Below are 23,063 nucleotides of genomic sequence, written 5' to 3'. Positions count from 1 at the left end.
TCCTCGTGTGCGGCGCGTGCGGCGTGGCTCGGTCGGGGCGCGAAGGTCGCCCGAGACAGCGGCGTCGTCCGCATCACGGGCACGGCTTCACCGTGACGCAGGAGCGCTTTCGTTCGCGGCCGGCCAGGGCGATGCGCGAGGTCTGGCTGGGGGACGACTGTTGCGAGACGATGGAGTAGCCCATGCCGAACGTCTTCAGATCGGGGCTGTAGTCGAAGGATTTGAAGCTCACCGAGTGCGGAGGGACATGCATGGGGCTGCGGCCCGAGGGCGGCGCGCCGAACTTTCCGCAGAGGCCTCCCTGGCAGATGACGGCGCCGTCGCTGCGCATGCCCCGCCAGGGACCCGACCAGCGAAGGGTGCGACCATCGAGCACGCCCTCGGCCGATGCGCCGCAGGTGTTCTTGGTGGTGCGGCTAATGGTGTCGGCGGTGACGCGCGCCTCCCACATGAGGGCGTGGCTCACGACCGTGAAGTTGTCCTTCATCTCGTAGTCGAGCAAGCTCACATTGCCGCCGGGCTGCCCGCCGCGGTTCTCGAAGCGAAGCACGACCTTTCCAGGGCCGTTCGGGAACTTGCCGTCGCCCGCGCCCATGGTGGTGTCGCTGATCTCGACCGTCGCGTTCACCTCGTATTCGATCTGCCATGCATCGCAGGCTCCCGCGTCGCCTGCGGCCGGCGCCGCGTTGGCGGGCGCGTCGTCCGCCACGGCCGGCGAGGATTCGAGGCTGATTGCGCCGGTGAGGAGAACCGCCACCGCCGCGGCAACTCCATGGCGGCTGTTCATCTGCCGAACCCTAGGGCGTATCGAAGGCCGCCGGCAAGTGGCGATTGCGGCACGTCCCGTCGAACCGCCCACCCCGTCGGTCCGAAAATGCTGCGTGCGCATCGATTCTTCGTCTTTCGTGCGGTCACCCGGCCGCGGCGCCCTATAAGCGGGACCAAACATTTTGGCCCCTGGCAGTGAATGCTCATCGTGTGCCTCTTGCGTCATCATCCGCAGCAACCCTCGTCCACTCCGTCGTCATCGTCGTTCGCGGAGCTCTCGCGCTCGACCTACCGAATTCGCCGCCCTTCGCGAAAGGGTTTTCGTGCGTCGCTCGCCGGTCTCGCGGGCCTGGCGCTGATCGCGAGCTCGGGCGTGGCGCGCGCGAGCGGCCCTTCGAGCGCCACCACCCTTCCAAATGATGAGCCGCCGCCCCGGCGCTACGAGTTTTTGCCGGTCCCCAACATCGGCGGCAACAGCGATGTCGGTGTGGAGCTGGGCGCCGCGTTCACCCTCGTGCGTTTTTACGACAACGCCAAGCCCTACCGATGGCTCCTGGGTGGCGTGGTCAGCACCAGCGTCAAGAACGATTCGGAGCATGGCTTACATCTCGTTCAGCAATACCATGTCCTCCGATTCGATGTGCCCAACCTCTTTGGCGGACGGGTTCGCATCGACTCCCGACTGAACTTCGTGCGCGTCATCAGCGCGCGCTGGTATGGGCTGGGCAACGACTCCCACCCGGGCGGCGGCGCCCCGGGCAGCGATGCCGCGCACGCCAATCAATACGTCGCCCAAGAGGTGCGCCTTCGGTCGCTGGTGCGGGTGAAGACCGGCACCCCGTTCGACGCCGCCATCGGCGTGAGCCTTCGCTACAACGCGCCCGAGCTCTACGAGGGCTCGAAGCTCGATCTGGACGCGAAGAATGCCGACCTCCCGGGCACCCGGAACGCCTTCCTCGCGTCGCTCGCGGGCGGGGTCATCCTCGATACGCGCGACAACGAATTCGCCCCGCACAAGGGCGTCTATTACCAACTGGGTGCGGGCGCCACCGTGGGCAGCGCCCAGCGCGTGTCCTATGGCGAGGTGGCCGGGGTGTTTGCTTCGTACATCCCCATCGCCCGCCCGGTGACCTTGGCCAGCCGCGTCTTTTCGAGCTTCCAGTTTGGCCGCGTGCCCTTTTACGATCTGGAGCAAGGCGGCGTGTTCAATCAGCAGTACACGATTGGGAGCGCGCTGGGCGTGCGCGGTATTCCCTTCGGGCGGTATGCCGGCCACGTCAAAATGATGGTGAACTACGAGGTGCGCACCACGCCCTTCCCGCGCTTTCGCGTGGCGCGGTGGATGCTCCAGGTCGGCACCACCACCTTCTTGGACGCGGGCCGCGTTTGGGCCGACTACCGCTCCTCGGCGCCCGACGGCCGAACGCCGGGCATCAAATATGGCGTGGGCGGCGGCTTTTACTTCCACTGGGATCGGTCGAGCGTGTTCCGGGTGGATGTGGCGTACTCGCCCACGGACCATCCCCGCACCGGTATGCCGGTCGCGTATTACGTGTCGAACGGTCTCATTTTCTGATCGCAGCGCCCTCTCTTGTTCTACTCGTTCGCTGTTCGTTCTGGTCTGCCCTCGCCTGCTCGTCCGCTCGTCCGCCTCCCCGCCTTCGTTCCTCGTTCTCGTTCATGATGCGCCGCCCCCTCCGCCGTCTTTTACCCTGGTGTCTCACCCTCGCGCTGCCGCTGGTCTCGTCCGTCGCGCGCGCCGATGCCGAAGGTCCCGGCGCCCTCTCGCCGCGCGGGAGGCCTTGTTGCGCGCTCGCGCCCGACATGCCGATTCACCTGGGGGCCACGCACATCCCCGTCGTCATCGCGGGGGTCATCTCGGCCGCGGGCGTGGGGAACCACTCCTACGCCAAGAGCGGTGAGCTCACGGAGAACAGCGGCTTTCTGTACACGCGCCGCGGCGGCTTCGTCGATCTGGGGCACACGCGCGACAACGCCGACACGGCGGCGTACCTGGCGATGCATCTGCGGCCGCTGCTCGCGCGCGGCGCGGGCACCTTCGATCTGGGACCCAAGGGCGCCGAGCGGATCGTTCGCATCACCCGCGCGGTCCCCGCCGAGGATCTGGAGCGCACGAGCAACCTCATTGGCCTCCGCATCGGCTTCCACCTCTCGGTCTGGGCGGAGCTGGTTCAATATTACGGGCTCACCAAGTACCGCGCGGCGGAGGAGATTTACTCCTCGTTCACGCCCGACGATCTGTACTCGAACTTGCTCGGCGCCCACCTGGGGATCGCGGCCCTCGAGAGCCGTCTGCCCTACGACCGCGCCATGGACGTGGGCCTCGCCACCGTCTTCGATCGGCTGGGCGCCGTCTCGCAAGCCGAGACGCGCAGGACGCTCGATCGCCTGGCGGGCCGGTGGTGGAGCCCCGATCATGCGTGGCCCGCGCCCCAGATTGCGATCAAGCGAAGCTATGCGGCGGGCCCGCGGATCTACCCCACGCTCGCCCCCGCCGATGTCATCGCGTCGAACGGCGATCCCATGCCGCTCGACGTTCCCCAGACGGACGAGCACGGCGAGCCGCTCGCGAGCTACTACAAGCTCGAGATCCGGCCGCACCTCGGGGAGATGGTGCGCTTTCCGCGCGAGGAGCAGGGAAAGGCCCTCGGCGAAGAGGACATCCCGCGGCTGATCGACGAGGTGCGCAAGGTCCTGGACACAGGGAAGGTCAACGATCCGAACGCGCCGCGCGAGGCCGGGGTGCGCGGCGAGGTCGGGCACTATGTCACGTCCATCCGGCTGGTGGAGCTCTCGGGCATGGGCGGCGTGCGCGGCACCGGGGACGAGCCCAAGGGCGCGGGCGGCGGCTCGCTCACCATCGTCCGCGGCGATACGCGCGGCGGTGATTTCGGGGTGCTGCGGCTGGACATGTTGCACGCGCCCGCCCGCGGGCTCATGGCGGGCGCCGCCTTTTTTCAGGCCGATGCGCTCTGGTTTTGCCACGATCCGGAGACGCGCGAGCTGCGCGCGCCGTTGGTCTCCTTGCTCGGGCCCTGCGCGCCGGGCGAGTGGCTCGGCATCGGCGGCGCCATCGGCGAGGCGCTCCACGATGGAGGCACCGGGCGAACGGCGCTCCGGCCCATTCGCCTCGCGGGGGTCGTCAACCCGCTGGGCAACGGACAATCGGCGAGCTACGACGCCGCGCGGCTGCTCCTTCACGTGGGCGGCGAGGTCGAGCACATCTGGAGCGAAGGGCTCGGCAGCCGAACCATCCCGCGCACGGGCGCGAGCCTCTCGTTTCTACTGCGAACCCCCGCGCGCCGGGTCGAGCTGCGCGGTGCCGCCGGCTACCGGCTCCACCCGGGCACCCCGCGCGACGGCGTGTTCGAGTCGGATCTTCGCCTCGCGTACCACTTCCTGGTGGGCGCCGCGCCGACCGATCAGGCGCGCAGCGGGCCTTGGGGCTTTGCCTCGGTGGGGCTCGAGGGCAGCTATTCGTACTGGGCACGCCCGGAGAACGCGTACCCCGAGATCGCCGCGCCGTTCGTGTCGACCTCCTCGCCGGGGACGTGGCAGGCGCTGGTGACGGCGACCCTGGGGCTGCAGAAGCTCGCGTTTTAGTGGCGTTTCATCGCGTTTGATTGCGCTTGGACGCGTGGCTCGCGTTCAGTCGAGCGAGGCGAGCGCCCGCGCGAGGGTGCCCACTCCATCGCGCAGCTTCTTCGTCCAGCTCCGGCCCTCGCCGAGCAGCCGGGCCACGCCGCGCGGATCGGTGAGCGCCGAGCCCACGCCGCGCGCGACCAGGCCGAGCCGTCCACGTGCACCGTCGCCCGCCATCGCCGCCGTGAACGGCGCGAGAAACTCCGGAAGCGGATGCTCCGGCGTATCGCTCACCAGGCGCACGATCGAACACGGTATCCCGCGCGCCCCCGCCTCGCGCGCGAGCGCCGCCGACTCCATGTCGGCCACCAGCGGCCGCACACCCGGCGCCCCCGGCGCACCCGATACGCCCGACGCGCCCGGCGCACGAAGCGGCGAATCCCGCCCCACCAGATGATCGGCGGAGACCACATCGCACGCGATGCGCGGAAAGAGCGCGCTCGAAACGGAGAGCGCCCGAGGCGCCGCCATGGCCACCCGCGCGCCGTTCGTCCACTCCGACAAGGTCTCCCCCTCGACCCACGCGCCAAGCGGAACGCCCTCCACCAGCGCGCCGGCGAACCCGGTGGAGATCACGCGCCGGGGCGCCGCCTCCTTGGCGAGCCGCGCGCGCAAGCTGCGCCCCGCGCGCGCAGGCCCCACACCGACGAGCAAGAGCTCGAAGCGCCCCGAAGCTTCCGGCCCCGCGTCCCGGAGCCCTTCCGCGCACGCGTCGTGCTCGGTCCGCGTGGCGGCGCAAAGAAGGAGCACGCCTACGCTCCCCCCGCGCCCGAGGGCAAATCCGGCGCGCGCCGGAGGCTTCGCTGGCGCAACCCTAGCCCAATGGCGGCCAACGTCCCGGCGGTGACGATGGCGCTCGCCATCGCCAGTCGGTGATCACCGATGATCACGGTCATCGTCAAATTGAAGAGGAAAATCCCCGCGTACACGCCAAAGCAACCGAGCACGAACAGCCGTCCCGTGGGCGGCAACGGCGCGCGCGCCCAGCCGAACGCGCTTCGAAGGAGCTGAAAGAGCGCCTGACTGACGAAGCCGAGGAAGAACCAACCGGCAAAGTTCGCCGCCGTCACCCCGAAATAGAACCCGCGGTACGGATAATCGTAAATGCGGCCCAGAAACCACTTTTCGCCTTGCAGGGCCACCGGATCGATCACCACGTCCAGGATGGTCATCAAGACGCCGCCGATCCATGGAATGGCGCGCGACACGGGCCGCGCGACGTCGCCCACCAGCGCCGACGCGAGCACGAAGCTGAAATACGAGAGGAAGACGAACGACAGCGAGTCGAAGAACGGGACGTTGGAGATCCAGAGCTCCTGCCCGCGCGTGTCGTCGAAATAGCGGTAGGGACCGAAGGGAAAGCCGTTGCGGGTGGAGCTGTACTCGCACGCGAACGCCACCAGGTGCGTCGGTAACCAGAAGAGCAGCATCCGCCGCACGCCCAAGTGGCGCACGGCGAACACCAGAAAGCACGTAAGGAACGCGTAGACGTACGGCCGATGAACGACGCTGCCCCAGAGGAGGCTCAGCGAGCTCACGACACGCGCTGCGCCCGGAGCTCCGCCGCCTGTGGCAGCCGGCTCGCCTGCCCCCGAGGATCCGCCGCGTGCGGCGACCGGCTCGCCTGCTCGAAGCGACCGAGGGCCATGAGCGGGAAGTAGTGCCGGTACATGTGGTAGCGCAGGTAGAAGAACCGCGGGAACCCGGTGCCGGTGAACTCCTTTTCGTTCCAGGTCCCCTCTTCCGTCTGCTGGGCGGAGAGCCACGCCACGCCCCGCTGCACGGCGGGATCGCTCGCCGGCAAGAAGGCGAGCAGCGCCATGAGCCCCCACGCCGTCTGGGAGGCGGTCGAGGTGCCCTTGCCCATCAAGCTTCGGTCCGCGTACGAGTTCACGTGCTCACCCCACCCGCCGTCGGGGTTCTGCACCGATTTGAGCCAGGCGAGCGCCCGCGCGATCATCGGATCGCGCGCGGTGAATCCATGGTGCGAGAGCCCGCACAAGACGTTGGACGTACCGTAGACGTAGTTCACGCCCCAGCGCCCGAACCACGAGCCCTCGGGCTCCTGCGACGTGCGCAGGTACGCGATGCCGCGGGCCACCGCGCGCTCGTAGCGGCGATCCTTGAGGATGCCGAGCGCCTCGAGCACCCGGCCGACGATGTCGGGCGTGCTTGGATCCGAGAGCGAGTCCATGTCGGAGAACGGGATGTCGTTGAGGTAGAGCTTGTCGTTCTTGCGGTCGAACGCGGCCCACCCGCCGTCGTCGTTCTGCATGCTGACGACCCACTCCATGGCCCTTCGCACCACCTCGGTCTTGGCCGACGAGGGATCCTGCTTCAGGAAGGCCATGACCACGGCCGCCGTATCATCGACGTCCGGATACCAGGTGTTGGCGTACTCGAAGGACCACCCGCCCGGGCGGCCCTTGGGGTTGTAGACCTTCCAGTCGCCGCGATCCTCGAGGATCTGCAGCTTGGTGATCCACGAGCGCGCGGCCGAGAGCCGGACGTCGCCCGCGTTGCAGTCGAGCAGGCCGATCATGGTGAGGCACGTGTCCCAAACCGGAGACTGACACGCCTCGACCCGCACCCCGCTCCCGTCCTGCATGGTGAACCGCTCGATCGCCTCGAGCCCCAGGCGCATCGGGTCCGAGTCGAGCGCATAGCCGTGCGCAAAGAGCGCCAGCACCCCGTTCACCATGGGCGGGAAGATGCCGGCCCAATCGCCGTCCGCCTCCTGGTGCTCCAGCACCCACGCCACGCACTTTTCGACCGCGTGCTGGCGCAGCTTCGACACGGGCGAGATCCCTTGCGCCAGCAGCTTCTCGTAGCCGCGCACCGCCAAGTACCCCACCGAGAAGCCCGACTTCCACGAGACCCCGTGCTTGCGCACGATGTCGAGGAGCGGATCGGAGAAGGGCACGTTCTTGTCGCGCGGGTCGTGCCAGAGGTGGTCCAGCCAGTCGTTGTCGCTGCGCTTGCCGTTGGGCAGCGCAAAGAGCGGACGGTGGTGGAAGAGGACGAGCAGCGGCACGATGGTGCCGCGCGCCCAGCTGGCGAAGGCGTAGATGTTCACGGGGCTGGCCGGCGGCAGCAGGATCAGCTCCGGCGGAAGGATCGGCACCGCCCCCCACGGGAAGAGCCCGAACAGGGCGAAGAAAATGCGCGTGAACACCCGTATCTTCTCGAGCCCGCCCTTGGCCAGAATGAAGCGCTGCGCGCGCTGCAGCCGGGCATCGTCGGTGGCGACGCCGAGGATGCGCAGCGCCAAGTAGCACTCGGCCGTGGTCGACACATCGCCGGCCACGTCGTACGCGATCCCCCAGCTGCCGTCCTCGTTCTGATGATCGGCGAGGTACTGCACCAGCCCCGCGCGCTTGGCGTCGAGGTTCAGGCCGAGCGCCTGGCACATGAGCACGTACTCGGCGGTGATGGTGCAGTTCGACTCCAGCTCCGCGCACCAGTGCCCATCGGCCCTTTGCTTCTCGTACGTGTAGCCCACCGCCCGCTGAATGGCTTTTGCGGCGGCTGACGCCACGGTGTCGCTGGGTTGGCTGGTTTCGCGTGCTGTGCTGGGAAGGATCGCGGAAGTTGTCATGGCATCACGGAAGGAAGCGTCACGAGGATCGAAGGAATCTCGGGAAGGCCGCCGGAATCACATGAAGGCGGCGGTGATGGAGCGGTAGATGTTCTTGGGGCTCGCCATGCTGTCTTCCACGGCGGTGGGCTCGTACCCGCAGTGCACCATGCAGTCGCGGCACTTACGGTTGCCGCTCTTGGTGCCGTACTTCTCCCACGGGGTGGTCTCCATCAGCTCTTTGAACGTCTCGGTGTAGCCGCCCTCGCTCATGAGGTAACAAGGCCGCTGCCAGCCGAAGATGGTGTAGTTGGGATTGCCCCACGGGGTGCACTCGTAGTCGCGATCACCCTGGAGGAAATCCAGGTAGAACGGAGAGTGATTGAACGTCCACTTGCGCTCCTTTGCAGGTGCAAGCACCTCGCGGAAGAGCGCCTTGGTCTGGTTGCGCTTGAGGAATTTGTCCTGCACGGGCGCGCGCTCGTAGCTGTAGCCGGGCGAGATCATCATCCCGTCGACGCCGAGCTCCATCATGTCGTCGAAGAACTTGTGCAAATCTTTCGCGGGGTGCCCCTCGAAGATGGTCGTGTTGGTGGTGACCCGGAAGCCGCGCTTCTTGGCCTCTTTGATGGCGGCCACCGCCGTGTCGTAGACGCCCTCGCGGCTCACGCACTCGTCGTGGTGGTTCCGCACGCCATCGAGGTGGATGCTCATGGTGAGGTAATCGCTCGGCTTGAACATGTCGAGCTTGCGGCGGAGCAGAATGGCGTTGGTGCACAGGTAGACGAACTTCTGCCGGTCCACCAACCCGTCCACGATCTCCCCGATCTGGGGGTGGATGAGCGGCTCGCCGCCGGCCACGGTGACCACCGGGGCCCCGCACTCCTCGACCGCCCAGAAGCACTTCTCGGGGGTGACGGTCTTCTTCAGGATCTCCTCGGGATACTGAATCTTTCCGCAGCCAATGCACTCCAGGTTGCAGCGAAACAGCGGCTCGAGCATGGTGACCAGGGGGTAGCGTTTTCGTCCTTTCAGCTTCTGCGTAAGGATGTATTTGCCGACCGCCGCTGCCTGCTTCATCGGAATTGCCATACGTGATCTCCCGCTTGTCTACCCAGCTAAGCCGCCTTGAAATAGTGGCGTTTTGCAAACCAGTCGAGCGCATCTTCGAATGCTTTTTCGACGGGGGTTTGCGGTAAATCCAGCTCGGACAGTGCTTTCGCCGAGCTGAAAAACATGTGTCGCTTGGCCATCTTCACCGACTCGAGCGGGATGGCCGGGGGTTTGTGGGTCACCAGGTCGGAGAATGCGGTGCTCAACCAGCCCGCCGCATACGCCACCCCATACGGGATGCGTGTGGTGGGGGCGCGCTTGCCCGTGATGCGACCCAGGGTCTGTAGAATCTGCGCCAGGGTCATGTTCTGGTGACCCAGAATATACCGCTCCCCCACACGGCCCTTCTCCGCCGCTAGAAGATGTCCTTCCGCCACGTCACGCACGTGAACGATGTTGAGGCCGGTGTCCACGAAGGCCGGCAGCTTTCCAAGCATGAAGTCTACGAGAATCTGGCCGGTCGGTGTGGGCTTGCGATCCCAGGGTCCGACCGGAGCGCTGGGGTTCACGATGACGACCGGCAATCCGCGCCCTGCATAATCGAGGACCAGCTTTTCCGCATCGAATTTCGAGCGCTTGTAGTGACCCGCGAGCTGGCCCTCCGCCAGCGGGGTGCGCTCGTCACGGGCGCCGAGATCCCCGCCGGGGCCGGGCGCGAGGCCGATGGTGCCAACCGTGGACGTGTAGACCACACGGCGTACTTCGCTACGCAGGCACGCCTCCATGACGTGCGCGGTCCCATCGACGTTGCTGCGGTACGTCTCCTTCGGTGCGCTGGACCAGAACGTGTACTCCGCCGCCACGTGATACACCTCGTCACAGCCCCGCACTGCCCTCGCCACGGCGCCTTCGTCCCGCAGATCCCCTTCGAAGACCTCCACGTCCAAGCCCTCGATGTTGCCCCGGTCGGACGTAGGACGGACCAAGACGCGAACCGACCGTCCACGCTCGAGGAGAGCTCGGACGACGTTTGCGCCGACGAAGCCGCTTGCACCTGTTACCAACACCTTGGTCACGTTCATGTCACCGATTAGGGCTGTTCGTTTTCTTTGTTTAGGGCCATCGTGCGTCCGCATGTCTGGTATGGAAAGACACTTTTATTGTTCTGCTCCGTTGAGATTCGAAATGAGGCTAAGCCAGAAACTCTCGACCTCGAGCGGGATTACCCTATAGGTCGGAGATATGGATCGATTCGCGACAGGACTGCGCGGAGCACAAGCCACGATACGAGATCTGCTGGAGCGGACAAGCCGCACCTTTGCTCTGTCCATTCCGCTTCTCCCTGAGCCGACGCAGAACGCCCTGGCCCTCGCTTACCTTCTTTTTCGCGTCACCGACACCGTGGAGGACGCAGCGCACTGGTCGCGGGACGAACGGGTCGCCGCGCTCGAGGAGCTGCTACCCATCTTTCGCACCGTGGACATCGCGCGCGCCCGGACGGCAAGCCGTCAGTGGGTGGAACGCGACGTGACGCGCGACGAAGGGTGCCGCGATTTGCTGCTCGCGTTTCCGGCGCTCCTCGAAGAGGTGTCCACCTGGGAACCGGTGCGCGTGCGCATCGTGTGCGATCACGCCGCCCGCACCGCCGAAGGCATGGCGCAAACCCTGCGCGAAGCGGACGCTGCGGGCCGAGTCCGGCTTCGCTCCCTCCCCGCGCTGCGGGCTTACTGCTATGTGGTCGCCGGGATCGTGGGCGAGCTGGTCACCGCGCTCTTCGTCAACGATGCGCCGACCCTCGTCTCCGTTAAAGAGACGCTCGTTCGACACGAGCGCGCGTTCGGCGAGGCGCTGCAGCTGGTGAACATCCTCAAAGACGAGCGCGCCGACGCCCAAGACGGCCGCAATTACCTGCCCCCCAGCGTCCCGCGCGACGAGGTGGTGGCCCTCGCCCGGGCCGATCTCGACGAGGCGCGCGCGTACATCGCGGCGCTGTCGGCGGCGGGCGCCCCCGCAGGGTACGTGGCCTTCACCACCTTGCCGGTGGAGCTCGCAGAGCGCGCGCTCACCCAAGTGGAGAAGCGCGGCGCAGGCGCCAAGGTGCCGCGCGCCAGCGTGCTGTCCCTGGTCGCGCGGATTCAGGAACGCGTGCGCAGTGCAGCTACTGTGGGCGCCTTGGAAGAATCGAGCGACGGGACGTAGGTTACGAAACGCCCGCCTGGGCCACGAACGACCATGCAATCGGGCCGTGCGCACGGAAAAGTCATTTTGGTAGGCGAGCACGCCGTGGTCCACGGCGTCCCTGCCATCGCCGTCGGGATCGATCGAGGCTGCGTGGCGAGCGCGCGTCCCCTCCCCCGAGGGCCGAGCCAGTTATCCATCGCCGCGTGGAACGCGGGCATCGCCGAAGACGATGCGAGCGATCTGGCGCGGGGCTATCGCGCGCTGCTCGACGCCTCGCGTGGCGCGATTGGCAGCGGGGCGTTCGCGGTGGAGGTGTCGGTCGATCTTCCGGCGGGCGCGGGGCTCGGGTGCTCGGCGGCGGTGGCCATTTCGATCGCGCGTGCGCTGGATCCGGGCGCAAACGTCTCGGAGATCGAGGCGCGGGCGATGGCTTGGGAGCGCGTCTTCCATGGCAATCCATCGGGCATCGACGCGGCCGTGTGCGCGCGGGGCGGTGCGCTTTCGTACCGGCGCCCGGGGCCGGGGGTGTCGATGGCGCTCGACGGTGTGCTTCATTTGGCCATCGGCCACTCCGGGATGGCGGCGTCCACGAAGGCCATGGTGGCGTCGGTGGCCCGCCAGATGGAACGGCGTCCCGAGTTCGTGGGCGAGGTGTTCGCATCCATCGCCGATATTTCTGCGGCGGCGACGCGCGCGATCCAAGCGTCCGATCGGGAGGAGCTGGGGAAGCTGCTCGATGCGAACCAGCGGTTGCTCGCGGCGCTCGGCCTCTCGACCCCGGATCTCGAACGCATGTGCGAGCTCGCGCGGGGCTCGGGGGCGCTGGGGGCGAAGCTGACGGGCAGCGGCGGCGGCGGTTGCGCGGTGGCGCTCGCGCCCTCGGCCCACGTGGCGCGCGGCATCGTGGCCCGTTGGAAACATGCAGGATACACGGGATTTGCCACCGTGGCCGGCCAGGAAAAGCCGGTTGTGCCGCGAGCTCTTCGCGCGAGTGAGGCGCGCTCGGGCGACGCGCTCGAGGTTCGCGCGGGTGCGCGCGCCGGCGTCGATTAGACGAAGCAGATGGGCGAGCGGATGGCGACCCGGGCGTGTCACGGCATCGTGACACGTGGGGGCGCGGGGTTCGGATACGTCTAAGAGCACCCCTTACGCGGAGGTGCAGCATGAAGCGAATCCGGAATTTCGTTGGGCGGATGATGTTCGTCGGCGTCTCCTTCCTCGCGCTGGCCATGGGCCCCGAAACATCGCGTGCGCAGACGGTGCGTGCCGATGCAGTGTTTGCCGAGGCGGCGCGTGCCGAATCGGCGCGCGACGATGCGGGGCTCGAGGAATCGGCGCGCGACGAGGCGGGGCTCGAGGAGCCCCTGCTCATCGGGGACACGTGGACCGAGCCTTTTCGCGGTGTGCGGCATTTGCACCGGGTCACCACGAATCCCAATCAGAACATCCACGCGCTCGCGATTGATTTGTGCGAGAGCGGTATTTCGTTTCGCGCGACCAAGTACGAGGAGCGCGGGCAGACGACGTCGGCGTTCGGTGCATCGATGAGGGCCCAAGCGGCCATCAACGGCGATTTCTTCGTCTCCGGTTTTGGTCTGGAGCGCGGATTCGCCATCGGCGGCGGCGCGCTATGGCCGGCGGGCAAACCGGACGACGCCAGCACCGGCCAATTGGCCATTGGCGCACATCGCCTCGAGATCCTTCGCGACCTTGGGATTCGAAAACCGGAAGCGTGGATGACCGACGTGGTCGGCGGTCGCCCCACCGTCTTGGTGGATGGAACGATCCCCGACACCTCGGGCCACGCCGTTCTCTGCCAACGAAACCCGCGCACGGCCGTGGGCCTCACCAAAGACGGCAGCACGCTGCTCGTCGCCGTCGTCGACGGGCGCGCCACCTCGCGCGTGGGCATGACGTGCAACGAGCTCGGAGAGCTCATGCTCCGCCTGGGCGCCGACGATGCGCTCAACCTGGACGGCGGCGGCTCCGCCACCATGTGGCTCCAAGGCCAAGGCGTCCTCAATTATCCCACCGACGGCCGCGAGCGCAAAGTCGCCAACCACCTCGCCATCTTCGCCCGCGGCGACGGCCCCGCGTCCGCATGTCCGCGCGTGTACAGGGAAGATGCGGATGGCCTTTCGCTCCGCACACCTCCGAACCTCGTAGCTCCATAGCCCCACATCGCTGGGCACGTGTTTCTTCTCGAGGGCAACAGCCTCCGCGCAGCGCCCGATACTGACGGCGCTGAGGCTCGTCCGACGAGAGCTCGTCCCGTCGCCGCGTTCGGTCGTCGAAATCTGTCAACGATCGTTATGAACCCCAGGGGCGCCCTTTCGCGTTCCCTCGCACCTTCGTCGTAACCGGCTTACGCGTAAATGGATGGATGATGGTGGTCCCTCTGTCCTCGTAGATCTCCTTCCAAAGGTCAACACCAACTCCTCCGAGGCCGGGGGCCGGCGCTCCCGAGCCGTTGAGGCGCCTGTCGGTCGCGGCAACGCCAGCCTCTCCATGGTAACCGTTCAGAGGTGGGCTTGCGGGCCCGATCGCGAAGGTGCGATTTGGGTCACATGAAGAGCACGAACGGCCACGAAGATCTGTGCAAGCGCATCGCGCAATTGGTTTTGGAGCACATCGTAGCGAGCCACAGGGCGGCGCGAGAAGCGGTCGATCGGGCATTTGTATCGGCCGCAGTGGCGCCGGCGGTCGCTCCCCGACGGGGCAGACCGTTGGATGAGAGAAAGCGACGCCCATCGGCGGATGTCGCGGCGCTCGGCGAACGGTTCTACCGCGCCGTGTGCGCCAAGCCCGGCGAAACGATGACGGTACTGGCCCCGCAGTGGGCGTGTCCGCGCGCGAGCTGCACCGGTCGGTGACCTTGCTGCGGCGGGCCGGTCGGGTCCGTGCCGTCGGGTGTCGCCATCTCACGCGATATTTCCCGAGGGCGAAGGGCGCCACCTCGCCGTGAGGACTAGCGTAGCGCGATCGAGGTATGCGTGCGTGCACGTTCGGTGTTTAGATAGCTTGCATGGGTGTCGAGTGGACTCTGGCCTGCACGACGTGTCGGCACCATGCGTGGCTCGGCTCGCAGAAGCCGTGGAAGTGGGATGGTTTTCAGGCTGGCAACCGGGCCGTTGCGGAGCTCTTCGCGGTTCACACGGTTGCGCGTCTCACCGATGCTTGCAGACTCGTGGTCGTCTCCGACCTCACGGCGATCGACCCGCCCTGGAATGACGACTTGGACGTCGAGTGGCACGAGGACCTGCGCTCACGAGGGTTGTGGCGGTCCATCGAGTACCAAGCACTCTCCATTCAGACGCGAATGCTTTGCGCCGCATGCGGCACGCGATTGCGATCCGAGGTGGACGTCGCGGCTCGCGAACCGCTCGTCGTCAGCCCCGGACTGTGGTTCTGCACCTCCGAATGCCTCGACAGCTTCCGATCGCGCGGGAAGTATGCATGGCAGGCAACGCCGCCGATGCCGCCTGATGCGCAGCTTCGAATCGATTGCCGGAAACACTACGACGCCAGCACGTCCTTTGGCGGGCTCGATGCCCCCGACTTCGAGAATCGATCGCTGCAAGTTGCCGAGTGGCTCCAAGAGCACGTCTGCTTGACCGCCGTTGGAGCGGCGCTGGGCGGTGGAGGCTGCAGTCTTGACGCGTGGTGGGCGCCTTTGGACTGACGGATGATGGTTCGCTGCTGGCGATCGACAGCGCGGACGTCCACGCGACGAGACGAGCACGCGCCAGCAAGATATTGACGGCAACCGTTCGGTGTGGGCTTGCCGGCATGATGGCGAAGGTGCGATTTGGATCACATGAAGAGCACGAACGGCCACGAAGATCTGTGTAAGCGCATCGAGCAATTGGTTTCGGAGCGCAGCAACCCTCGGGGCGCGGTGAAAGCTTGACCCCGTTGATCGGAGAGATCTCCGAGTGGACGCACGCCACGACCATCCAACCCAGTCCGATTGACAGCACACACGCCGGCCGATTCATGGCACCCTCCGCGATAGGGCGTGCGAATCTGCATAAAGCCTTCAACCGACGCAATGGCTTTCGCGACATCGCCCACGGCGATGCTCGAAACTCCTCGGGGTTCGTCCACGATCGCGGCGATCCAAATATGTCACCTCGGCCTTGTCACGACTGTCGCAACACTCGCGACATCACCCATCGCAACATTCGCCACACGACCACCATGGTCCGCACCGCGCCTTCGGTCGCGCGCGCCGCTTACGCGAGCCCCGCCAGCGCGCGCGGCTTGTACGGCGCCTCCAGCTGCGCCGATTCCTCCGCGCTCAGGGCCACGTTTACGGCCGCCAGCGCATCTTCGAGGTGACGCAGCTTGGTGGCGCCCACGATGGGCGCGGACACCTCGCGCTTTCCGAGCAGCCACGCCAAGGCCACTTGCGCCGCCGGGAGCCCGCGCGCCTCGGCCACCCTGCGCACGGCGTCGACGACATCGAAGTCCGCGTCGGTGTAGAGTGTCTCGGCGTAGGCGTCGCTGCCCGCGCGAACGGTGTTGCGGCCGCCGCCGCGCTCCCAGGTGCCCGCGAGCAGACCGCGCGCGAGCGGGCTCCAAGGGATGAGCCCCACGCCTTGATCGATGCAGAGCGGGATCATCTCGCGCTCCTCCTCCCGATAGACCAAGTTGTAGTGGTTCTGCATCGACACGAACCGGGTGGTGCCCGCGAGCGACGCCGTGTATTGCGCCTTCGAGAACTGCCACGCGTACATGCTGGACGCGCCGATGTAGCGCGCCTTTCCGGATTTCACCACGTCGTGCAGCGCGGCCATCGTCTCCTCGATGGGCGTCTCGTTGTCCCATCGGTGGATCTGATAGAGATCCACGTGGTCCAGCCCCAGGCGCTTCAAGGACGCGTCGATGCTGGACATGATGTGCTTGCGCGACAAGCCCTGATCGTTCGGCCCCGAGCCCATGGGGTAATAGACCTTGGTGGCGAGCACGTACTCGTCGCGGCGGGCAAAGAGCTTGCGGAGGAGGCGCCCCGTGACCTCCTCGCTCACGCCGTTGGAGTACATGTCGGCGGTGTCGAAGAACGTGATCCCGCTCTCCACGGCCTTGCGCACGATCGGCTCGCCATCGGCCTCGCTCAAATGCCATTTGCGGTGCGCCGGATCGCCATAGCTCATCATCCCGAGACAGATCCGAGAGACCTTCAACCCCGACGATCCCAACCTCACGTATTGCATGTTCGCTCCTCGTGCTTCACATAATGGGGAAGAACCGCCGCTTCGTCCATGCCGAGTCGAAGCTTTTCAAGCGGTTTTGCCTTTGTTTCGAAGGAGTAGATGCGATTGAGCCTGCGAACCATGAACCTGGTCTGCGACCCGCGCAACGCCGAGATCCTGCGGCTCTTGCGAGACGATCCGCGCATCCCCGTGTCCGAGCTCGCCCGGCGCATCGGCATGTCGGCGCCGGCCGTCAAGGAGCGCGTGCAGCGCATGGAGGACGCGGGGATCATCAAAGGCTACCGCCTCGAGCTGGACCCGGCCGCGCTCGGCTTGCCCATCACCATCTACGTTCGCATTCGCCCCATGCCGGGCAAGCTGCCCAAGCTCATCGAGCTCGCGCAGGCCATCCCGCAGGTCGTCGAATGCCATCGCGTCACGGGGGAGGACTGCTTCATCTTGAAGCTGCACATCGACGCGCTCGAGAACCTCGATCGCATCCTCGACCGCTTCTTGCTCTTCGGCCAAACCACGACCTCCATCGTGCAGTCGACCCCCGTCCCCCTTCGCGCGCCCCCGCTCCCAGGTGCGGGGTGAGCCGCGCGTGACTCAGCGGGCGGCGCGCGCCAGCTCGTCGATGTAAGCCGGCAAGGTGCGCGGCGCGCGGCCCAAGATGGCGCGGAGCACCAAGCCGTTGCCGCCGGAGCCGTGCGCGCCGTAGTGCTCGAACACGCGGGCGAGGAGCTCCCGCTGGCGAAGGTCGTACGGCAGGTTCGCATTTTGCGCCCACGCTTTGAAGGTGGGCTCGCCCGCCTCGATGCGGCGGCCCAGCGCGTGGCTCATCATGGCCGCGATGTCCTCGCGGTTCGGCATGGTGCCCTCGCAGAGCTCGAAGGTTCCATACGTCAGGCGGTCCGAGGTGAGCGCGATGGCGGCCACCTCGGCCACATCGCGGTAGTCCACGCGGGCGACGCGCGCGGTCTTTGGAAAGGGCTCGGCGAAGACGCCGGTCGAGAGGACCGCGCTCCAGGCGCCGCCGATGTTTTGGAAGAAGTTCGTCGGCTGCAAGATGGTGTATTCGAGGCCCGATCCAAAGAGCGCCTCCTCGACGGGTTGCTTGGTCGCGTGGTTCTTCAGACGAAAGTTCGTCGGCTGGATCACGCTCGAGAAGACGAACTTGCGCACCCCGCCGCGCTGGGCGGCCGCGACCATGGCGAGACCGAGCTCGGCCTCGTCGGCCACGAACGCGGGGCCGATGTGAAAGACCCCGAAGGCCCCTCGGACCGCCGCATCGAGGCTCGCGCCATCGCGCAGATCGCCCACGGCGATCTCCGCGGCGCCGTTCGCGCGCACGGCGTCCACCTCGTGCTCGTGCTGCACCAGCGCGCGCACCACGGCGCCGCGGCGGGCGAGCTCGGGGACGACCAGCCCTGCAAAACGGCCTGGGGCGCCCACCACCAAAACGACGGGTCTCGATCCGGACATGTTCTTTCCTTTCGCGCGCGCGCGCGTCGGCGTTCACTTCGGCGATGCGGTCCTCGAACGCTCCGCGATGGGAGGCCCTCGAACCTTCACGACGGAGAGGATTGGCTCGCCCGAGGCTCGCGGCAACGCGCGAAAAGTGCGAGAATTCGTTCCGCGTACCGGAACAATGAGCATCGACCGAATCGACGATCTCGAAGCGTTCGTGGCCATCGTGGAGCGCGGGAGCCTCACCGCCGCCGCGCGCCATCTGCGGCGCACGCTCCAATCGGTGAGCCGATCGCTGTCGGCGCTCGAGCGCAACGTGGGCGCTTCGTTGATCCGCCGCACCACGCGGCGGGTGTTGCCCACCGACACCGGCTCGGCCTTTTACCAGCGGATCAAGCCCGCGCTCGACACCCTCCGCGAGGCCGCGCTCGAGGCCGCCCAGCAGAGCGACGAAGCCTCGGGGCGGCTGCGGATCGGCGCCTCGGTGCTGTTCGGGCCCGCGTACATCGTCCCCGTGATCGCGGCCTTCATGGATCGGCACCCCAAGATCGAGGTGGAGCTCCTCCTGTCCGATCGCTTCGTCGATCTCATGGAGTCGGGGCTGGATCTGGCGGTGCGCATCGGGACCATGCCCGACTCGCCGCTCAAGACGCGCCGCCTGGGGAGCCTTCGCCTGGTGGTCTTCGGGGCGCCGCGCTACTTCGCCGCACATGGACGGCCCGAGCATCCGCGCGATCTGATGAAGCACGTCTGCGTCATCCGCACCGCGGATCGGAGCCCGACGTCATGGCCCTTTCAGGTTCACGGCAAGCCCGTGAACATCAAAGTAGCGGGGCGCTTTTTCACCGACGACGCGGCCGCGTCCCACGCCGCGGTCGCGTCGGGTCTCGGCGTGGGCAATGCGCCGCTCTGGCAGATCCGGCCGTTGGTGGACGAGGGCGCGGTCGAGTTGATCCTCGCGGACTTCGAGACGCCCGCGGTCCCGATTCAAGCCGTCTTTCCGGCGACGAACGCGCGGCTGGGCGCGAAGACGCGGCTCTTCACCGAGTTCCTCGCGGCGCGATTGAAGTGTGAAAATCTGTGAAGCCCCGCCGACCGGCCGAAGTGTGAAAATTCGTGAATTTTGGCCGGCGGGTCGAGCCTGCCGCGCACCGCGACGTAAGATGTGCGCCATGGCACTGCAAGTCGCCGGCACCCTCGCCGGCAAACCGCTCCTCGTACCAGCCCGCATCGCGCCGGAGGCCCTCCGGCAAATGTCCGCCTTTCACGCGGACGTGATCCAGGAGGTGGAGCGCGCGATCGCTGTGTCCCCCGTGGTGGTGGTCGGCATGGCGCAGAATCCACATGTGAAGCGCGCGCGCAAGGCCCTCACCGCCGCCGGAATCACATTTAAGTATCTCGAGTACGGAAGCTATTTCTCTGGGTGGAAAAAGCGGCTCGCCATCAAACTGTGGAGCGGTTGGCCCACCTTCCCGCAGGTGTTCTTGCGCGGCACCTTGCTGGGCGGCGAAGATCTCACGGTGGCCGCCATCGCCGAAGGCCGTCTTTCGTCCAAAGATTCGCGCTAGACGCCCCCGCGCCATATCGTAGGGCCGCGAGCGCCCTCGAGGTCAAGCGCATTCACCGCGCGATTACGGCCTCGTCGTGACGAGCTCCTCGCCCTATAGGAACGCATCACGCCGCATGAAATTCACCGGATATCAGACCTTCGTGGTCGCCGTACTCGCGTTTCTCCAATTCACGATCGTCCTTGACTTCATGATCCTGTCGCCTCTCGGTGCGCTGCTGCTCCAAGAGCTGCACATCACCACCGCCCAATTCGGCTTGGTGGTGTCCGCGTATGCGTTCAGCGCAGGGCTCTCGGGGATCCTCGCGGCGGGCTTCGCCGACAAGTTCGATCGCAAGAAGCTCCTGATGTTCTTCTATTCGGGATTCATCGTCGGCACGCTCCTATGCGGCGTCGCCAGCGATTACCACATGCTGCTCGTGGCCCGCGTCGTCACGGGGCTGTTCGGCGGGGTGATTGGCTCGATCAGCTTCGCCATCATCGCCGACTTGTTTCCCTTCGAGATGCGCGGGCGGGTGATGGGGTTCGTGCAAACGGCCTTCGCCGCCAGCCAAGTCATGGGCATTCCGGTCGGATTGTACCTCTCGAACCATTGGGGCTGGCACTCCCCCTTCTTGATGATCGTGGCCGCGGCGCTCCTGGTCTGGTTCGTCCTTCTGTTCCGCCTGCAGCCCATCGACGCGCACCTCAAGGTCCCGTCCGAGCAAAATCCGATCAAGCATATCGTCGCGACCGTGTCGCAGCCGCGCTATCTCTGGGCGTTCCTGACCACCATGCTGCTGTCGACGGGAGGCTTCATGCTCATGCCCTTCGGCAGCACCTTCAGCGTCCACAATTTGGGCATTTCGCTGGGGCGCCTGCCGCTCGTCTACATGGTGACCGGCATCTCGGCGATGGTCGTGGGCCCGCTGCTCGGCCGCCTGAGCGACGCGATCGGAAAGTACCGCGTGTTCCTCGCGGGCTCGCTGGTGTGCACGGTCATCATCGTCATCTATTGCACGCGCGGCATCACGCCCATCGAGGTGGTGATCCTCCTCAATGTGCTGCTCTTCGCGTGCATCATGGCCCGGGTGATCTCGTCGCAGTCGCTCTTGTCGGCCGTGCCGGCGATGAAAGATCGCGGCGCGTTCATGGCCATCAACGCGGCCATTCAGCAGCTGTCGGGCGGCGTCGCGGCATCCATCGCAGGGCTCATCGTCGTGCAAACGCCCGGCGGGCAGCTGGATCGGTACGACGTTCTGGGGTACGTGGTGTGCGCCGCCGTGCTGTGTACGATCGGCCTCATGTACAAGGTGAACGCACAATTGGCGGCCGCGGGCACGGAGACCGCTCCGCGACCGGCGCCGGCCCGCTGACCGCTCACCTTTCCGCACGCGGACGCGCGGACGCCCGAGCGGTCACTGATTGTCGATTCGGTTCTCGACCACGTCCTGCACGGCCGGGGCGACCTCGGACAGGAAGTTCAAGTTCGTGGCCGCCTCGATGCTGCGCACGGTGACCCGGAACGGCTTCCAATCGTCGCTCTGGTTCACCTGGGAGTCGTCGTTTGGAATGACGATGGCGATCACGCGCGAGGCGGTGGTCAGATCGGCGGGGCCCTGCCCGGGGTGATCGAGGACGGCCACCACCTTGAAGGTGCTGTCGGGGACCACCACGCCGGCGCCGATGGTGGACGAGCCGCTGGTGACGATGCCGCCGGAGATGATGAAGAGCTCGCGGCCCGCGTTGGCGAGGGTGCGGCTGTACGACTCGAGCTTCTCCCACGGGCCGCGGTTGTTGTGGGCCGCTTGCGGGAGCATGTTCGTCAGGTAAAAGGTCTGCGAGTTGGCGGCCGCCGTCACGGTGCGATCGCCGGAGGGGCACATGTGGCCGCGGTCGTAGCCGCTGCCGCTGTAGTCGCTCAAGAGCGCTTGGGGCACCCACGACGGCAAGGTGTCGTCCGCGCGGAAGTCGTCGGAGCGGCCGCTGCTCCCGAGGTAGCTCGTCTTCAGCTCCCAGCTCACCCAATTGGGGATCTTGCGGCTGCCGTTGTACGAAATGACGTATTGCGATTTGACGGAGAGGTAATCGTTCGCGTTGGTGGTGGTCGCAGGCGACGGGAGCCCGAGCGTGGTGTGCACGCTGATGGAGCCACCGCTGCCGCCTCCGTCCGAGCCGCCATCGCCGCCGTCGGTCCCGCCGTCACCCCCATCGGAATAGTCGCCAATGGCGATATCGTCGATGTCGACCCGATTGGCTCCACCGTCCAACTTGCGCACTTGCAGGCGCACGTTTCCCGCGCGGTTGACGGTGAACGTGGCCGTGCGGAGCGTGCTGGGCGCCGTGGTGACGGAGCTGCCGGCCTGGGTCCACGTGCTGCCTTGGTCGAGCGAGTAGAAGAGGCCCCACGATCCATTGGCGTCGGAGCCGAAGGTCGCGTGCTTGACGGTGACGGTGCCCGCGCCCGTGGTGCGGTCGAACCCCATGGTCACCCGCCCGGAGTTGCGGATGCGCGCGGCCTTGGCGCCATTCTTGACGTCCGTGTCCAAGGTGCCGACCAGCGCATCGTCGAGGTTCCACGTGCCCGACGCGAACGTGACATTGGCGGCCGCGTACGCGGTCTTGGTTCCAGCCTCGAAATCCTCCGCCGTCGCCGCCGCGGGCGCGAGCGCCCCTTCGGAGCGGGGCTCACCACCCGAATCCGCGGTCGCCACGGCACAGGCCGGGAACGCAATCATGCTGCTGGCGGCGACGAGGACGAATAGCCAATCGCGTTTCGATCGCATGGGATGCCTTTCGATACGATACGAGCTCAAGCTCTCATGGGCTCGAATTGCATGTCAATTGGACAAATTGAAGTGGTAGCACTCCGAATTCGAATTCACGCTCCCGGCACATGATTGTCTTGGTGCGGTAATTTTCGGTTCCGCCGCGGGATCTCGGCATCGGTTGGGTTGCCGCGCGCGGAGTGGTTTCCATGTCGATGGGTGTACATTCGACGGATGGCCCCCGGAATGGCTGCGCGATCCGAGCGTCCTTCCGGGCTGCGGATCATCATCGCCTACAAGTACATTAAAGGAGGAGCGACCCTGGTGCTGGCGATCCTCGTTTGGATCGTGGCCCTCGGGGGTTCGGGCGCGGCCCTCGCGGAAATGGTGTCACGCCATTTGCACCATTTGGCACACCCATGGGCATACCGGCTGGGCGATGCCATCGTTCGTGCGCTCAGCGGGCATTATTTGATGATCGCGGCGACCGTGCTGTCTGCCGATGGCACATTTACACTGCTCGAAGGGTGGGCGCTGCACCACGGTGCATGGTGGGGACCGTGGCTCGTCGTCGCCTCCACATCGTTGCTTCTTCCGCCGGAGATCGTTGCTCTCGCGCGTCATGCGAGCGCCGTTCGGGGGGCGGTGCTGGTGATCAATGGGATCATCGTGGTGTACCTCGCGCGGCATGCGCGGCGGCACGCGAAGAACGAAGGAGCTAGGTAGCGGCGCGCTCGTCGATCCGGCAGGAGCTAGGTAGCGGCGCGCTCGTCGATCCGGCAGGAGCTAGGTAGCGGCGCGCTCGTCGATCCGGCGGGAGCTAGGTAGCGGCGCGCTCGTCG

At 66.6% G+C, this 23,063-nt stretch carries 19 protein-coding genes; 10 read left to right on the top strand and 9 right to left on the bottom strand.

Annotated elements, in window-relative coordinates:
* Nucleotides 1–73: 73 nt before the first annotated feature.
* Entirely contained in the window at nt 74–787 is a 714-nt protein-coding gene (locus LZC94_12495; GenBank protein ID WXB18066.1) for a hypothetical protein, read from the bottom strand.
* 180 nt (nt 788–967) lie between these two features.
* On the opposite strand from LZC94_12495, the gene LZC94_12490 reads away from it, so the two are divergent.
* Both LZC94_12490 and LZC94_12485 read left to right on the top strand, forming a co-directional pair.
* Nucleotides 968–2,344, top strand: coding sequence for an outer membrane protein assembly factor (locus LZC94_12490; GenBank protein ID WXB18065.1), 1,377 nt, complete (start codon nt 968–970; stop codon nt 2,342–2,344).
* Between the two features lie 104 nt (nt 2,345–2,448).
* Entirely contained in the window at nt 2,449–4,392 is a 1,944-nt protein-coding gene (locus LZC94_12485; GenBank protein ID WXB18064.1) for a DUF4056 domain-containing protein, read from the top strand.
* Nucleotides 4,393–4,437: 45 nt separating this feature from the next.
* On the opposite strand, the gene LZC94_12480 is transcribed toward LZC94_12485, so the two are convergent.
* The 5 genes from LZC94_12480 to LZC94_12460 all read right to left on the bottom strand — a co-directional run bounded on the left by LZC94_12480 (nt 4,438) and on the right by LZC94_12460 (nt 10,143).
* Nucleotides 4,438–5,181 (bottom strand): hypothetical protein, encoded by a 744-nt coding sequence (locus LZC94_12480; GenBank protein ID WXB18063.1) that lies wholly within the window; start codon nt 5,179–5,181, stop codon nt 4,438–4,440.
* Between the two features lie 2 nt (nt 5,182–5,183).
* Nucleotides 5,184–5,969, bottom strand: a complete 786-nt coding sequence (locus LZC94_12475) for a carotenoid biosynthesis protein (GenBank protein ID WXB18062.1) — start codon at nt 5,967–5,969, stop codon at nt 5,184–5,186.
* Entirely contained in the window at nt 5,966–7,969 is a 2,004-nt protein-coding gene (gene shc, locus LZC94_12470; GenBank protein ID WXB18061.1) for a squalene--hopene cyclase, read from the bottom strand. Before shc ends, LZC94_12475 begins: the two co-directional genes overlap by 4 nt.
* Before the next feature lie 117 nt (nt 7,970–8,086).
* Nucleotides 8,087–9,100: an adenosyl-hopene transferase HpnH gene (hpnH, locus tag LZC94_12465; protein WXB18060.1), complete on the bottom strand. Its 1,014-nt coding sequence runs from the start codon at nt 9,098–9,100 to the stop codon at nt 8,087–8,089.
* 26 nt (nt 9,101–9,126) lie between these two features.
* Nucleotides 9,127–10,143 (bottom strand): NAD-dependent epimerase/dehydratase family protein, encoded by a 1,017-nt coding sequence (locus LZC94_12460; GenBank protein WXB18059.1) that lies wholly within the window; start codon nt 10,141–10,143, stop codon nt 9,127–9,129.
* Between the two features lie 160 nt (nt 10,144–10,303).
* Here LZC94_12460 and LZC94_12455 point away from each other — a divergent pair, with 160 nt between their 5' ends.
* The 3 genes from LZC94_12455 (at nt 10,304) to LZC94_12445 (ending at nt 13,416) form a co-directional block, all read left to right on the top strand.
* On the top strand, nt 10,304–11,260 hold the full coding sequence (locus LZC94_12455) for a squalene/phytoene synthase family protein (GenBank protein WXB18058.1): 957 nt from the start codon (nt 10,304–10,306) through the stop codon (nt 11,258–11,260).
* A gap of 33 nt (nt 11,261–11,293) precedes the next feature.
* On the top strand, nt 11,294–12,295 hold the full coding sequence (mvk, locus tag LZC94_12450) for a mevalonate kinase (protein ID WXB18057.1): 1,002 nt from the start codon (nt 11,294–11,296) through the stop codon (nt 12,293–12,295).
* Nucleotides 12,296–12,405: 110 nt separating this feature from the next.
* A complete protein-coding gene (locus tag LZC94_12445) occupies nt 12,406–13,416 on the top strand; it encodes a phosphodiester glycosidase family protein (GenBank protein WXB18056.1) in 1,011 nt (336 codons plus the stop codon).
* A gap of 2,061 nt (nt 13,417–15,477) precedes the next feature.
* Here LZC94_12445 and LZC94_12440 read toward each other — a convergent pair.
* A complete protein-coding gene (locus LZC94_12440) occupies nt 15,478–16,458 on the bottom strand; it encodes an aldo/keto reductase (protein ID WXB18055.1) in 981 nt (326 codons plus the stop codon).
* 105 nt (nt 16,459–16,563) lie between these two features.
* On the opposite strand from LZC94_12440, the gene LZC94_12435 reads away from it, so the two are divergent.
* Nucleotides 16,564–17,034, top strand: coding sequence for an Lrp/AsnC family transcriptional regulator (locus tag LZC94_12435; GenBank protein ID WXB18054.1), 471 nt, complete (start codon nt 16,564–16,566; stop codon nt 17,032–17,034).
* Between the two features lie 12 nt (nt 17,035–17,046).
* Here the strand turns inward: LZC94_12435 and LZC94_12430 are convergent, their stop codons facing one another.
* Nucleotides 17,047–17,922 (bottom strand): NmrA family NAD(P)-binding protein, encoded by an 876-nt coding sequence (locus LZC94_12430; GenBank protein ID WXB18053.1) that lies wholly within the window; start codon nt 17,920–17,922, stop codon nt 17,047–17,049.
* Nucleotides 17,923–18,088: 166 nt separating this feature from the next.
* On the opposite strand from LZC94_12430, the gene LZC94_12425 reads away from it, so the two are divergent.
* The 3 genes from LZC94_12425 (at nt 18,089) to LZC94_12415 (ending at nt 20,829) form a co-directional block, all read left to right on the top strand.
* Complete coding sequence (locus LZC94_12425; GenBank protein ID WXB18052.1) at nt 18,089–18,991, top strand: LysR family transcriptional regulator; 903 nt, start codon at nt 18,089–18,091, stop codon at nt 18,989–18,991.
* 88 nt (nt 18,992–19,079) lie between these two features.
* Complete coding sequence (locus LZC94_12420; protein WXB18051.1) at nt 19,080–19,475, top strand: glutaredoxin; 396 nt, start codon at nt 19,080–19,082, stop codon at nt 19,473–19,475.
* Nucleotides 19,476–19,590: 115 nt separating this feature from the next.
* On the top strand, nt 19,591–20,829 hold the full coding sequence (locus LZC94_12415) for an MFS transporter (GenBank protein ID WXB18050.1): 1,239 nt from the start codon (nt 19,591–19,593) through the stop codon (nt 20,827–20,829).
* A 42-nt stretch (nt 20,830–20,871) separates the two neighbouring features.
* Here LZC94_12415 and LZC94_12410 read toward each other — a convergent pair whose 3' ends face one another.
* Nucleotides 20,872–22,239 carry a DNA/RNA non-specific endonuclease gene (locus LZC94_12410; GenBank protein ID WXB18049.1) on the bottom strand — a complete coding sequence of 456 codons (1,368 nt, stop codon included), beginning with the start codon at nt 22,237–22,239 and terminating at the stop codon, nt 20,872–20,874.
* Between the two features lie 228 nt (nt 22,240–22,467).
* Here LZC94_12410 and LZC94_12405 point away from each other — a divergent pair, with 228 nt between their 5' ends.
* On the top strand, nt 22,468–22,947 hold the full coding sequence (locus LZC94_12405) for a DUF2127 domain-containing protein (protein WXB18048.1): 480 nt from the start codon (nt 22,468–22,470) through the stop codon (nt 22,945–22,947).
* Nucleotides 22,948–23,063: the final 116 nt, after the last annotated feature.

Source organism: Sorangiineae bacterium MSr11954, from assembly GCA_037157815.1.
GTDB classification, from domain to species: domain Bacteria; phylum Myxococcota_A; class Polyangia; order Polyangiales; family Polyangiaceae; genus Pendulispora; species Pendulispora albinea.
Note: the sequence above shows the minus strand (reverse complement) of the source record. Positions and strands in the feature narration are given on the sequence as shown.